Annotated in this window: 15 protein-coding genes; 8 read left to right on the top strand and 7 right to left on the bottom strand. The window is 58.6% G+C overall.

Translation table 11 applies throughout. The features are described 5' to 3' along the window. Nucleotides 1-117: 117 nt before the first annotated feature. Nucleotides 118-2,418, top strand: a complete 2,301-nt coding sequence (locus P8S53_RS18845) for an FdhF/YdeP family oxidoreductase (protein ID WP_277806855.1) — start codon at nucleotides 118-120, stop codon at nucleotides 2,416-2,418. An 80-nt stretch (nucleotides 2,419-2,498) separates the two neighbouring features. On the opposite strand, the gene P8S53_RS18840 is transcribed toward P8S53_RS18845, so the two are convergent. Then, complete coding sequence (locus tag P8S53_RS18840; protein WP_277806854.1) at nucleotides 2,499-2,804, bottom strand: hypothetical protein; 306 nt, start codon at nucleotides 2,802-2,804, stop codon at nucleotides 2,499-2,501. Nucleotides 2,805-3,358: 554 nt separating this feature from the next. On the opposite strand from P8S53_RS18840, the gene P8S53_RS18835 reads away from it, so the two are divergent. Beyond that, nucleotides 3,359-3,775, top strand: a complete 417-nt coding sequence (locus P8S53_RS18835; RefSeq protein WP_277806853.1) for a hypothetical protein — start codon at nucleotides 3,359-3,361, stop codon at nucleotides 3,773-3,775. Nucleotides 3,776-3,819: 44 nt separating this feature from the next. Here the strand turns inward: P8S53_RS18835 and P8S53_RS18830 are convergent, their stop codons facing one another. After that, the gene (locus tag P8S53_RS18830) at nucleotides 3,820-4,860 is read right to left on the bottom strand and encodes a mechanosensitive ion channel family protein (protein WP_277806852.1); all 1,041 of its coding nucleotides are present in this window, start codon (nucleotides 4,858-4,860) and stop codon (nucleotides 3,820-3,822) included. A gap of 21 nt (nucleotides 4,861-4,881) precedes the next feature. Continuing rightward, entirely contained in the window at nucleotides 4,882-6,462 is a 1,581-nt protein-coding gene (locus P8S53_RS18825; protein ID WP_277806851.1) for a sodium/solute symporter, read from the bottom strand. Nucleotides 6,463-6,687: 225 nt separating this feature from the next. Here P8S53_RS18825 and P8S53_RS18820 point away from each other — a divergent pair, with 225 nt between their 5' ends. From P8S53_RS18820 to P8S53_RS18810, 3 genes are all read left to right on the top strand, one after another. Beyond that, nucleotides 6,688-7,155, top strand: a complete 468-nt coding sequence (locus P8S53_RS18820; RefSeq protein ID WP_277806850.1) for a hypothetical protein — start codon at nucleotides 6,688-6,690, stop codon at nucleotides 7,153-7,155. Between the two features lie 104 nt (nucleotides 7,156-7,259). Then, nucleotides 7,260-7,577 carry a DUF1622 domain-containing protein gene (locus tag P8S53_RS18815; protein ID WP_277806849.1) on the top strand — a complete coding sequence of 106 codons (318 nt, stop codon included), beginning with the start codon at nucleotides 7,260-7,262 and terminating at the stop codon, nucleotides 7,575-7,577. 142 nt (nucleotides 7,578-7,719) lie between these two features. Next, nucleotides 7,720-8,103 (top strand): DUF983 domain-containing protein, encoded by a 384-nt coding sequence (locus P8S53_RS18810; protein ID WP_277806848.1) that lies wholly within the window; start codon nucleotides 7,720-7,722, stop codon nucleotides 8,101-8,103. Between the two features lie 15 nt (nucleotides 8,104-8,118). Here P8S53_RS18810 and thpD read toward each other — a convergent pair whose 3' ends face one another. Then, on the bottom strand, nucleotides 8,119-9,063 hold the full coding sequence (gene thpD, locus P8S53_RS18805) for an ectoine hydroxylase (protein WP_277806847.1): 945 nt from the start codon (nucleotides 9,061-9,063) through the stop codon (nucleotides 8,119-8,121). 453 nt (nucleotides 9,064-9,516) lie between these two features. On the opposite strand from thpD, the gene P8S53_RS18795 reads away from it, so the two are divergent. Next, complete coding sequence (locus tag P8S53_RS18795) at nucleotides 9,517-9,909, top strand: hypothetical protein (RefSeq protein WP_277806845.1); 393 nt, start codon at nucleotides 9,517-9,519, stop codon at nucleotides 9,907-9,909. Between the two features lie 106 nt (nucleotides 9,910-10,015). Continuing rightward, nucleotides 10,016-10,324, top strand: a complete 309-nt coding sequence (locus P8S53_RS18790; RefSeq protein WP_277806844.1) for a hypothetical protein — start codon at nucleotides 10,016-10,018, stop codon at nucleotides 10,322-10,324. Between the two features lie 74 nt (nucleotides 10,325-10,398). Here the strand turns inward: P8S53_RS18790 and P8S53_RS18785 are convergent, their stop codons facing one another. Then, complete coding sequence (locus tag P8S53_RS18785) at nucleotides 10,399-11,307, bottom strand: SDR family oxidoreductase (protein WP_277807271.1); 909 nt, start codon at nucleotides 11,305-11,307, stop codon at nucleotides 10,399-10,401. Nucleotides 11,308-11,667: 360 nt separating this feature from the next. Here P8S53_RS18785 and P8S53_RS18780 point away from each other — a divergent pair, with 360 nt between their 5' ends. After that, entirely contained in the window at nucleotides 11,668-11,880 is a 213-nt protein-coding gene (locus P8S53_RS18780; protein ID WP_277806843.1) for a hypothetical protein, read from the top strand. Between the two features lie 43 nt (nucleotides 11,881-11,923). Here P8S53_RS18780 and P8S53_RS18775 read toward each other — a convergent pair whose 3' ends face one another. Together P8S53_RS18775 and P8S53_RS18770 are read right to left on the bottom strand one after the other, a co-directional pair. Further along, nucleotides 11,924-12,178 carry a hypothetical protein gene (locus P8S53_RS18775; protein ID WP_277806842.1) on the bottom strand — a complete coding sequence of 85 codons (255 nt, stop codon included), beginning with the start codon at nucleotides 12,176-12,178 and terminating at the stop codon, nucleotides 11,924-11,926. 61 nt (nucleotides 12,179-12,239) lie between these two features. Next, nucleotides 12,240-12,869, bottom strand: coding sequence for an exopolysaccharide biosynthesis protein (locus P8S53_RS18770; protein WP_277806841.1), 630 nt, complete (start codon nucleotides 12,867-12,869; stop codon nucleotides 12,240-12,242). Nucleotides 12,870-12,975: the final 106 nt, after the last annotated feature.

Here is a 12,975-nt window from a genome sequence, read left to right as displayed (position 1 = left end):
AGCACGCGAGGTGCTGGCGGTCCTGCGATATGCAGGGCGCCGGTGCCACGGACGGATTATCTATCGGAACAAAACAGTGTCGCGCCGGTTCGGGTCAGACAATGTCCGGAGGATGCCATGCCCGATGACGCGACCCATAAACCCTATCGCCAACCGGCCGGCGGATGGGGATCAGTGAAATCACTTTTCAAACACGTCATGCACCAGCGCGCCGGGTCCACTGCTGCAAGTCTGGTGCGCGATCACAACAAGACCGGTGGCTACATGTGCACAAGCTGCGCATGGGCAAAGCCCGCCCAACCCCATGCGGCAGAATTTTGCGAAAACGGGGCGAAAGCGACATTCTGGGACCTGACAGCAAAACGGACAACGCCCGAATTCTTTGCAAAACATACCGTTTCGGAGCTTCTGGCATGGTCCGACTACGAACTGGAAAACGAAGGGCGCCTGACCCACCCGATGCGCTATGACGCAACCCGCGACAAATATGTGCCTGTAAGCTGGGATCAGGCCTTTGCTGAAATTGGCGGGAAACTCAGGGGGTACAATCCTGACAGCGTGGTTTTCTATGCGTCGGGGCGGGCTTCGCTGGAGACGTCGTTCATGTATCAGCTTCTCGCGCGGCTTTATGGCAGCAACAATCTTCCCGACAGTTCCAACATGTGCCACGAAACCACGTCTGTGGCATTGCCGCAAAGCATTGGCACCCCGGTTGGGACGGTGTTGCTTGAGGATTATGAGAAGACCGACTGCATTCTTTCATTCGGGCAGAATGTCGGCACGAATTCGCCCCGACTTCTGCACAATCTGCAAAAGGTGCGCGAGCGGAATGTGCCGGTCATTGTCTTCAACCCGCTGCGCGAACGCGGTTGGGAAGAATTCGTAAACCCGCAGCGACCTGCCCAGATGGTTACCAACAGGCCAACACAGATCGCAACGCAATATTATCAGCCGCGCGCCGGGGGGGACATTGCGGCAATGATGGGCATCGCGAAACTGCTTCTTGAATGGGATGATGCGGCCATTGCCGACGGTGACGCCCGGGTTCTTGATCATGCCTTTATAGCCGAGCACACGCATGGTTTTGATAAGTTTGAAGAAAAACTGCGTCAGACCGAATGGGCCGCGATCGTTGGATCTTGTGGGTTACAGCGCATTGATCTGGAAAAGGCAGCGCGTACCTATGCCAATGCGCGGTCCGTTATCGCGATTTACGGCATGGGTCTGACGCAGCATAAACTGGGCATAGACAATGTTCAGATGTTGATAAACCTGCTGTTGATGCGCGGCAATATCGGGCGTGTTGGCGCAGGCGTCTGTCCGGTGCGCGGGCATTCCAATGTGCAGGGGCAGCGCACGGTCGGCATTGCAGAAAAGGTCGATCTGGTGCCGCTTGACAAGATGGCCGCGCGGTATCAGTTCCAGCCGCCGCGCGAAGACGGCATGAACACGGTTGAGGTCTGCGAGGCTATCGTGGCAGGAAAGGTAAGTGCCTTCATTGGTCTGGGCGGCAATTTCGTGCGCGCCATTCCCGAACGCGCGTTGATGGAGGAAAAATGGCGCGGCATTGATCTTTCGGTTCAGATCGCAACGAAGCTCAATCGTGCGCATCTTGTCACAGGTGAAAACACCTATCTGCTGCCAACGCTTGTCCGTTCGGAAATTGATATGCAGGCGTCCGGCCCGCAGATTGTGACGATGGAAGATTCAACAACTTGCGTGCACGCATCACGCGGCAAACACCGGCCCGCAAGCGACACCTTGCTGTCAGAACCAGCGATTGTCGCAGGTATTGCACAGGCCACGTTGCCACCCGATGAGTCCGTGCCATGGGATGACTGGGTGGCAGATTATGCGCTGGTTCGCGATGAAATCGAAGCGTGTTTTCCCGATGATTTTCGTGACTTCAACAAACGGCTTGATGTGCCCGGTGGCTTCGCGCGCCCTGTTGCCGCACGTCAGCGCGAATGGCAGACTGATACCGGCAAGGCCAATTTCAAAATCCCGAAGGCCCTGCATTCCAGCTTCGACACAGGCGACGATCCAGAGGTTTTGCGCCTGATTACGCTGCGTTCGAATGATCAGTTCAACACCACGGTATATGGTTATGCTGACCGCTTTCGCGGTATCCACAATTCGCGCATGATCGTCATGGTGAACCCGGCGGATCGCGAACGCTGCGGAATTGCAAAAGGTGGGTTTGCCTGCCTGACAACCGCGGTGGATGATGGCATCACCCGCAGCATGAACGGTTTTCAGGTGATCGATTATGATGTCCCCGCAGGCACGATCGCGGCCTATTTTCCCGAATGCAATGCGTTGATCCCGCTGTGGCAATATGCCGAAGAAAGCAAAACACCGGCGGCCAAGTCCGTGCCTGTGCGGATCACACCGGGCACGGTGGCTGCGCGCGACTGAACGTACTTCACGCGCCATCGCAAAGCGTTATATCTGACCTTCGGCGTGCAGATCGAGGCCGGACAAAGCCCCTGCTTGCGCTATCGGTGGCAATAACGTCCCCGGAGCTGCAAAAAACCGCGCGCCCTGACTGCATTCCAGAATGTCTTGAAAAACAAATATCTATCAGGTTTTCCGCCTGCGGGGTCGTCATCGTCCATGTTCATGATCGCCACGCTCATGGCAAAAGTGCCGAAATAAAGCCCGCCCTTGGCAAAGAATAATGCCATCAATGCAGGGCTGTCATAGCTGGCCAACAGCGGTCCTATCTGGACCGCATCACTCCTGATCAATAGCAGGCTGCACGACCAACCCAGCGCAACGCCAATCATGAAGTGCTTGGTCATGAATCTGATCAGTCTGGGTATCGCTCGCCAACGTTGCCGAAGCATGATGCTCTCCCATCAGCTGCATCCGGCGAGTCAAACTGTTGGGAGTGGCCGATGTTCCGTTGTTGGGGTGAACAAATCTTGCAGGTGACAGAACATGGGCGGGTTTCTGCATGGTCAGTTTCAGAATGCGCCCTGCGCCAAATTTTTGAACGTGCAGACTTGTTGCAAGATGGCTTCGACACTCTGGGTGCAAAACCCGGACATCAGGTGGGGTGCTTGTGCTGATCCACTATTGGCGACTGATGATCTCATTTGAATCAGGGAGCACAAATCTATCGCTGCCAATGCGCTTTACCTGCGCGCCATTGCCCAGCATATACCGGCAGGTCAAGGTTTCTTTCTCGCTTAATGAGCGTGTTCTTTTAGCGCGATCTGCGCGGGACGGCTCTATAACTGTCAACCGTTCACCGAAGCGATTGACGCATGGAATTACAGATGTGTTTTTCCAGTCATTCATTGCAGCCCCCATTCTCTGCGCACACAGAAATTGCATCATATGAAGGTGATTCTTGCAAGAACGGCCATGGGCCGCTTCGGTGGTATCGGCGAAAACTGGCCAAGGGCATGTCCGCAGGCCGAATGAGGGAAACATCTGTTGGCTATTTTTACCAGCAATCAACTCTGGGCATAAATGTTTGCATAGCCAGCTCTATTCAGGCTGGCTACGCCAAAGCGGAACAAATGCCGCTTCGGCGTGTTTGTTTCTGACACGTTTTACGGAGATGACGATGACCAAATCAGAACCCGACACTTCCCCGAAATCTACATCCGCATCAGGGCAACCACGAAAGCCGCAGCGCACCGATCAGCCATTGAAAGAGCTGAATGATGATGAAGATGGCAGCAGTGATGGCCCGAAGCAATCGGAACCTGCGGATCAAAAGAACGAGCAAGCCGACGCTGAATTTCTACCGCGCAAGAAGTAAAGAAACGCGGTGGGCGCACGGGTGCCATGGTGCCCGCGCGCCCTTTATTCTGCAAGCGCGGGTATATCCACTGTGCCGCGCATCCTTGGCAGTGCCTGCGGGTAGTTTTTTTGCAGGAACGTCGCCAGATGTTCGCGCAGCTCGCACCGCAGGTCAAACGCGTTGGGCGCGCTGCTTGCGCTGGCAAGGATCCTGACCTCCATGACGAATTCGCGAAAATCCGTCACCTGAACCGCAACCACATCGCGATCCCAAAGCGGGTTTTCGTCCAGAAAGGCCGCGACAGTTTGCCGGATGTCGTCGACCGGCACCGTATAGTCCAGATAGATCATCACGGTGCCAATCAGGGTTGAATCCTCGCGCGTCCAGTTCTGGAAGGGGTTCTCGATGAAATAGGTCAGCGGCACGACCAGCCGCCGCTTGTCCCAGATCCTGACCACGACATACGTTGCGGTAATCTCCTCGATATTGCCCCATTCGCCCTCGACGATGACGGCATCGTCAATCCGTATTGGCTGTGCGATGGCAAGCTGGATACCCGCCAGAAGGTTGCGTATGATCGGCTGCAACGCAAGGCCCAGCACGATACCTGCCGCACCGGCCGATGCCAGCAGGCTAATGCCGAACTGGCGCGCGCCCTCAAATGTCATGACAATCGCGCCGGCACCAAGCATCAGCAGGATGATATTCACAACGCGCTGCAAAATGCGTGACTGGGTGACGTGCTTGCGCGCGATCAGGTTATCGGCAACATCGACGCGATACCTGCGCAGATACAGCGACAGCCAGATATCCAGCGCCGTTCGGCAAACCCATATCAGGCATAGCACAAACCCCACCAGCAGGGCATGAAGCGCCAGTGCTTCGTGCCGTGCATCCAGGGGGGCAGCGATCACCGCGACGGCCATAGCCACAATCGTCAGGGTCAGCCGTGCCGGGCCAGTGCCCTGACGCACAAGCGCGCGCCAGAATTCTTCGCGCCGCGACAACACGCGCATTGCCAGCCAGTAAAGCGCGGCATGCACCAGCCACGACACAAGGTATGCGGCAATGACAAGGGCAATCGTGATTATCCAAGGCATCATGGCGGCCCCCTTCCGGTGCGATCAGATGAAACTCAGCACCATCACAAGCGTCACCACAATCAGCAGCGCCGACCACATGTGATGTGATTTCCACAGCGGCTTGTTCGCCAGTTCTTCGCGGTCCTTGCGCCAGCTTTCGCGGCTCCAGATATCTTCTCCCGCTTCCAGTTTAGGCGGTTCGGACCGCAAAGTGATTGTCGCGAAGATGCCCAGATTAAGCAGCAGCATCAGCCCCGTGCCATACAGAAACTGAAGATCGAACAGCCCAAGGGCTTCGAACAGGGTAAAACAAACAACACCGATTGGTATGCCAATCGAAAGGGTCCAGAAAGCCGCGTGGCGCGGTGGCTGCCGCCAGAACAGCCCCCCCAGAAAGACCACAACCACCGGCATGGTGATATACCCCAGGAAGGACTGGAAATATTCCACGATACCCCCGAACGAGCCGATCAGTGGTGCCCAGATGGCCGCAAGCACCATGAACACGCCGACCAGTGCCCGGCTGAGAAGCAGCATCCGTGCATCGCTCCAGTGTTTTTTGCGCGGTTTTACGAAATCATTGACGACCAGCGATGCGCTGCCATTCAGAACGGAATCGACAGTGGACATCAGTGCCGCGACCAGTGCGGCCAGTGCCAGCCCCCGCAACCCTTCGGGCAGCAGTTGGAACACCAGTGCAGGCCATATCTGGTCTGCGTCCCCGATTTCGGGGAAAATCTCGCGGCCCATCAACCCGGGAAGGACAAGGATGAACAGAAAGGGAAGCTGCAAGCCCCCCGCCAGCAACAGCCCCCAGCGCCCGTGATCGACATTCTTGGCGGCCAGCACTTTCTGGACGACCACCTGATTGGTTGTCCAGTAATAGAAACTTAGCCAGATCGCCCCGGTAAAGATGCCGGGCCAGGGAAAGAAGTCATCATCGGCAGGCGGGGCAATGGTAAAGCCCCCTTCGGGTGCTGCCTGCCGCACACCTTCCCACGATCCGATTTGCCAGAACGTCATGAAAAATATGATTGTGCCCACTGCGATAAGCAGCACGCCCTGAATTGTATCGGTGATCATGACAGCCTTCAGGCCACCAAAGATCACATAAACCCCGCCAAGAAACGCGATCCCTGCGATCAGGGTCCATAGGGGGACATCGGGAAACAGCAGCTGCAATGTCAGCGACCCTGCGAACAGTGCTCCTGCGCTGTCGATCACGATCGCGGTAAAGACCGAAAACGCCGCAAAGACCTTGCGCGCGCGCGTATCATAGCGGCGCTCCAGAAACTCCGGCATGGTGCTGGCCTTGGAGCGCAGATAGAACGGAAGCACGAACAGCGAAAAGAAGATCAACACCAGTGTTGCGGTCCATTCGTAGTTCCACACCGCGATTCCGTGTTCATAGCCCGCGCCAGCCAGCCCCACGAAAGACGTGCCAGACAGGTTGGCAGACATCATCGAGATGCCGATAACCGGCCAGATCGTCCCGCGACCGCCAAGGAAATAGCTTTTGGTATCGGTCTGCGACCGGCTGATCCAAAGCCCGATGCCCATGACAACAATGATATAAAGTACGGCGATGGTGAAATCGGGGGCGGTGACGTCAAAGTCCGGCATGGTATGAACTCCCTCAGGCGAAAAACCGCAGAACTAACAGCCCGATGGCAAACTTGTTCCACGCGTGCGGGCGATTTGGCGACAGCAGGCTGCCTTTCTGTTGCCTGTGACAGTGCCCCGCCGCAGGAAATCAGCGGCTGCGAAATCCTGATGGAACATTGTGACGAAATGCTTGTTGGGGGGGTCCACGCCTCGATGAGGCATCACCAAACAGGAGAATGTTCAATGACCCCTAAGTTAGCAATTCCGCTTATCGTCGCTCTGGGCGCCAGCACGGCTGTCTTTGCGCAGGACATGACGGCAGACCCGGACACCGATTTTGGCGCGACCAGCATTCCGTTTGAATGGGATGACGAAACCAGAAACGCTTTCTTCAGCGACCCCGAAACCAGTGGATTGCTTGGCGATGACGAGATCACCGAGAACTGGGCCAATCTGACGCTGGAGCAGCAAGACATCGTGCTTGCGCATTGCGACGGGATCGATGCGAACGGCAACGGGTTTGATGACGCACAAGAGGTTCCGTCTGGCGACGACACTGCGCCGGGTACCGATGATGCGCTTGCCGACCCCGAAACCGATACATTTGATGACCCCGAAACAGATACGGATCTGGGCGCTGCCGACGATATGGGTGCCACCGGGGACGACCCGGATATTGCCCATCTGTGCGCGCTGATCGAAGATCAGTAAGCCCAAACACCGGTATTTTCCGGTACTTCTGGTATGCCCGGGCGGGGAAATCCTGCCCGGGCTAATGCATATGGCCCGCACCCGGCACCCCAAGGCCCTGGCCCATGTCTGATGAACTGCTGCACGTTTATTTTGATGTCATTGCCCAGTTGCTGGAGGTGCTGGGCGTTTCTGCAATCCTGGCGGGCGCTGTCTTTGCCCTGTCGGAGGCCGTGCGCAACCTGCTGCGACGTTGGGAGGGACAGAAGATATTCGACCTGTTCCGCACACGGCTGGCAAAAAGCATCCTGATCGGGGTGGAATTCCTGATTGCTGCGGATATTGTTGGCACTGTCATCATCGAACCTTCGCTGGAGAGCCTTGGCGTGCTGGCGGTGATTGTGCTTATCCGCACCTTCCTGAGCTTTACACTGGAAGTCTAGATTGAAGGCCGCTGGCCATGGCAACGCGGACACAACCGGCACGAGGATGACTGATCCGCGGTGCAAGGCGGGATGGTGCGGGGCCAAACCCGCCCTTTTCCAGACTGTGACGCAGGGTAGATTTGTCACACAGGATAAGATCATGACCAGCAATCAACCAAGGGAAATGGGCGAAGCGCTGCGCCGTGGCGCGGCGGGTCGCTGCCCAAATTGCGGGATGGGCCGTCTGTTCGACGGCTATCTGGGGCTGCATGAAAGCTGCGCGCAGTGCGGCCTTGACCTGCGGCCCTACACCCCGGCTGCGGGACCTGCATTCCTGACTGTGGCGGTTCTGGGGGTGTTGACGGGGCCGCTGCTTTGGGCGGCGGCCGCGATCTTTACACCTGATCGTCTGGTGCTTGCATTGGTTGGCGTAACTGCATTGCCCATCCTTGCGGTGCTGTTGCTGCGCGTGATCAAGGGCGCGATGGTGGGTTACCTATGGGCGCTCGGGGCTGGCAATCATGATACGCATGGGCAGGGCTAACAGCCAAAAGCAAGCTTACGCCATGGTCAGATCACCCCGGATGGGGGTGATGGCCTGCGCGGCACCACGATTGGCCAGAAATGTCGGGCGCGGCGTGCGGGCGGCAAATGGCATGACCGGCTGGTTCGACATGGCATTATAGACAAAGAACGCGTTGGAACGCGGAAAGGGTGTCACATTGCTGTTCGAGGCATGCAGCGTGTTGCATTCGAAAAAGACCACAGTGCCCGCAGGCCCGGTCGCGGCCTCCAGTCCCGCGTTGGCCGTCAGCTTTTCCAGCGCAGTGTTTGATGGCACGCCGACCTTTTGCTGCTTCAGGCTTGTCTTGTGGTTGGCATCGGGGGTTTCGCCCTGACAGGCAATGAAATGCCTGTGCGATCCGGGGATCAGCATCAGCGGCCCGTTCAGTGCGCTGTTATCCGTCAGCAGAATCGAGGCCGAGACGGCGCGCATCCGTGGCATGCCATCCTCTGCGTGCCATGTCTCAAAGTCCGAATGCCAGTAGAACTCTTTCCCGATAAAGCCCGGTTTGTAGTTCAGGCGACTTTGGTGCAGATACACCTCGTCATCCAGCAAAAAGCGCGCCACATCCGCAAGTCGCGTATCGGCGGCCAGCCGGGCAAAAAGCGGGCTGTGTTCATCCAGCCGGAAAATGGTGCGCACAGCGGCGGCACCCGGTTCGGTCACCAGATCTTCGGTGCGGATATGCTGGCCATTGGCGCGCAACTGCACTGAGGCAGCAATCAACCGGTCAATTTCATCGCTGCTGAACAGACCCTTGCAGACCAGATACCCTTTGGTTTCGTAATCGCGTGCCTGTCCTTGTGTGATTGGCGCGCCTGCGTCCCAATCCTGCCACAGCACCGGATCTTTGCGGGGGACAATGCGCTCGATGTCCTTCAGGCGGGTCGGATAGGCATCCATTTCGGTAAACTGTGTGGTTCTGTCGGTGATATTCATCGCAATACCCTCCTCTCTCTATCACGTTCTCCTCATTTGTGGCGCCGTGCCATTGGCGTGCCATTGGTCTGACGCGCATTGCCCTAACCGCGGGAATGCGGGCGGGGTTCCAAATCCTGTTGTGGATGGGTGCGCCGGCAGGGGTGCGGGGCGCGCAAGGCCGTTGGTTGGAACAATCCGCGACCCTGTGTGTTCGGGGGATACATATCAGAAAGGAGATGACCGATGGCTATATGCGCACAATGTGGAAACGACTATGCGCAGTCCTTCGAAGTCACGATTGGCGGGGCGAGTTACAGCTTCGACAGCTTCGAATGCGCAATCCAGAAGCTTGCACCCGAGTGCGGCCATTGTGGCTGCAAAATACTGGGACACGGCACGGATCATGGCGATGTCACCTATTGTTGTGACCATTGTGCGCGGCAGGGTGCGGCCTGAGCAAGGAGAGCAATCATGCCAGACCAAGGCAGCAAGAAAGACACCGCAGAAGCGCTTCGTCGCGGTGACGCCGCGGGCGATGGGCGCAAGAAAACCCCCGTGCCTGACCCCGCCGCACCGGCGGCGGGCACGGATGACGAAACGGAAGGCACCGCGAACAGCCCAAAGCAGGCGAGCACCGCGCGCGAGGGGGAAATCCACGCCGTAGGCCCCGGTCCGGGCGTCATCCCGCCCGAGATGGCCAAACCGGCCGGTCCCGACAAAACAGCGCCCGAAAAACGCGAAACGGTATTTCCCACCGATCTGCCCCCGGCAAGGCCCCCCGATTCAGGCAGGCCGATGCGCTGGGTGATTGGCGCATTTGTGGCAGCCCTTGCGCTGTGGTTGCTGGTGCGCATGTTCGGCTAGGGCCTGTGAATGGCGCTGGTGGCGTTCTGCCGGTGGCGCGCAGGCAACACACGCGCACCGGCCTTGCCCAACCTTCTTTTTCCAATCCCTGCAACAGGAGGCGCGCATGCCGCGTGGTGACAAATCCAAATACACCGACAAACAGAAACGCAAGGCCGAGCATATCGCCGAAAGCTATGAAGAACGCGGCGTCGAACCCGAAGAGGCCAAGGAGCGCGCTTGGGCAACCGTCAACAAGGATGACGGGGGCGGAAACAAAAGCGGGTCGGGCCGGGGCACCCATACCGGCAACCCCGCCGCGAAAAAGGGTGGCAAGAAAGGCGGCGAGGCCGCAGCCGCGCGACCAGCCGGGGAACGTTCAAAGTCCGCGCAAAAAGCGGCAGAAACCCGCAAGCAGAACCAAGCGGGCGGCTGAAATCAGCGCGGCGCGCGTCGCGTGCGGTCCGGACACAACCCCAGCCCACGCGCATCAAGCCGCCGCTGCCCGTATCAGATCATCGGCTTGCCGCCGGTTACCGCAATGGTGGCCCCAGAGACATAGCTGGACGCAGATTCCGCCAGCATGACATAGGCCGAAGCCAGTTCAACGGGTTGCGCGGGGCGCTTCATCGGGTAGTTTGCCCCAAACTGCGCGACCGTTTCACCGGACATGCTGCCAGGGATAAGCGGGGTCCAGACCGGGCCGGGTGCCACGCAATTGACGCGGATGCCCTTATCGGCCAGCATCTGCGCCAGCCCTGCGGTGAAATTCTGGATCGCGCCCTTCGTGGTCGCGTAGGCCAGCAAGCTGGGATTTGGCATGTCCGAATTGACTGACGCCGTGTTGATAATTGACGCCCCCTTTCCCATCTGACCAATCGCTGCTTTGGACAGGTAGAACATCGAATGAATGTTGATCGCGAAGGTGCGCTGCCATTCTTCATCGGGGATGTCGTCAAGTTCCGCGAAAGTCTGCTGATGCGCGGCGTTGTTGACCAGAATGTCCAGCCGCCCGAGTTCCGCCGCCACAGTCTCAACGATGTGCCGGCAATGTTTGGGGTCCGAAATATCGCCCGGCAGCAACAGGCAGCGTTGGCCACAGGCTTCAACATGGCGCGCAGTGTCCTTCGCGTCCTCGGTTTCCTCCAGAAACGAGATCGCGACATCGGCACCCTCGCGGGCATAGGCGATGGCCACGGCGCGGCCTATGCCACTGTCACTGCCGGTGATAAGGGCGCAAGCCCCGCGCAAGCGTCCGTGGCCAACCCAAGTTTCCTCGCCATGATCAGGGCGCGGGTCCATCCGGGCCAGACTGCCGGGCAATTCCTGCGTCTGTTCCGGGAAAGGGGGGAAGGGAAACCCCTCCGGGTTCCAGCCGGTATCCTTTTGCGGGGCAGCGGTGTCGCCCGGCTGTTTCATGGTATCGCCCGCGCCCGCATTCACATCTGTGCGGTGGTGGCCTGCGGGGTCGATTTGTTGCTGACGCTGATCTATTACGCGGGGGTCCGCGCGGCGCAGGGCCTCGTTCGCGGGCATTGTGGCTTGATCATCGGGCGGCGTGGGGTTCTTCACTGAGGTCATTTTCGGACTCCTTTCTTAGGCTGTGGCGCCCTAACCGTCGTTTGGTGCGATTGTTCCGCAACTGAATGGAACGCGCTGCCGTGTCATCGGCGTAGGGTTCAGGCCGTCCTGACCGGTTGGAACAATCGCGCGCGCGCAGCGTTCCGATACCGGGACGCACAGGTTCCAGCGCCCGGGTAACCCAATGGAGTAAGAATAATGCTACTCAGAAATCTCGCCCTGTTGATCGCGGCAGGCTATGTCGTTCAGTGTGCCGCAACCAAATTTGCCCATGCGGGAAGGGGCGCGGAGCGGACGAGCATCCGCAACGCCGGTCGCCGTGAAATGACGACCCCGCCAAAGGATTGGGATATGGTGGATGAACGCGCGGACGAGTCTTTTCCGGCAAGCGATCCGCCGGGCAACTACTAGGCGGGACATTCCCGATACCGGAAACCGGGCGGCCCCGCCGCGTTCAGCCCCTGTCGCGCAGTGCCCTTGCTCGTTCCAGCAAAAGTTGCGTTTCACGCGCGGCGGCGGCCTCTATGGCGAAGGCGGTGTCTGCAATCACGCCAGGGTCCTCCTCATGGTCCTGCACGCCCAGTTGCGCCGCCAGCGCGTCAGCGAATTCGCTGTCCGGCTGGCGCATTGCCCAAGCCAGCAGCAGCGCCAGAACTTCGCGTTGCGCATTCAGCCGCCCTTCAAGTTGTTGGGGGGATTGTTGTGTCATGTAAGTTGCCTCCATCTCGATTTGCGTGCGGTAAAATGATGAGGGCCGCCCCTGCACAGCTTCAGCCGAAAAGCCCCGATAGCACACTGCCTGCCAGCGTCACGAATGTTGTAGCCCCGGCCACTGCAACAGCCACCCCTGCCAGCGCCAGAAGACCATCATTGGCGATGATCGCCAAAGCCAGCAGAAAAACCGCAATCGCCGCGATTGACGCTGTAAGCGGCAACATTTCCATGAAGGGCATGGCCAGCCCGCAAAACACGCAAAGCAGTTGCAGCGGCATCACCATGGGCCAGCGCAGCAGCCATGTCAGCCGTGGCCGGGTCACATGATCAATCCACCGCACAGGCTTATGTATGAAATCAAGGGCACGGTCGATCCTGTCACCGTCAACCTTGCGCCGCATCATCCATTCAGGCAGCCAGACATGATCGCGCCCGATGACCATCTGGATGGCAATCAAAGCAATGATCAGCCCCCCGACAGATGGCAAACCCGGAATTCCGCTTGCGGGGCTGGCGATAATCATGGACGGGACCAGCAGCAGCGCCCCGAACGAGGCAGTCCCCAGCCGTTCCACGAACTCGCGCACGCATGGCGATTTCTTTTCATCAACCTCGCGCAGGGTCGATACGATCTCGCCGACTTCGTCGGTGGATGGCTGATCGCTGTCGCCCGGCCCGGTCATCATGCGCCTTTCCGCCACAGCCTTGCCATACTGATCGCCCGACCGCCGCAAGCTGATCTGGACAGGTGTCGTCTGGGGTGACTGTTTCGTTCAAGGCACAGCATCAGTG

The sequence above is a fragment of the Roseinatronobacter sp. S2 genome (genome assembly GCF_029581395.1).
In the GTDB taxonomy this organism is placed as follows: Bacteria; Pseudomonadota; Alphaproteobacteria; order Rhodobacterales; family Rhodobacteraceae; genus Roseinatronobacter.
Note: the sequence above shows the minus strand (reverse complement) of the source record. Positions and strands in the feature narration are given on the sequence as shown.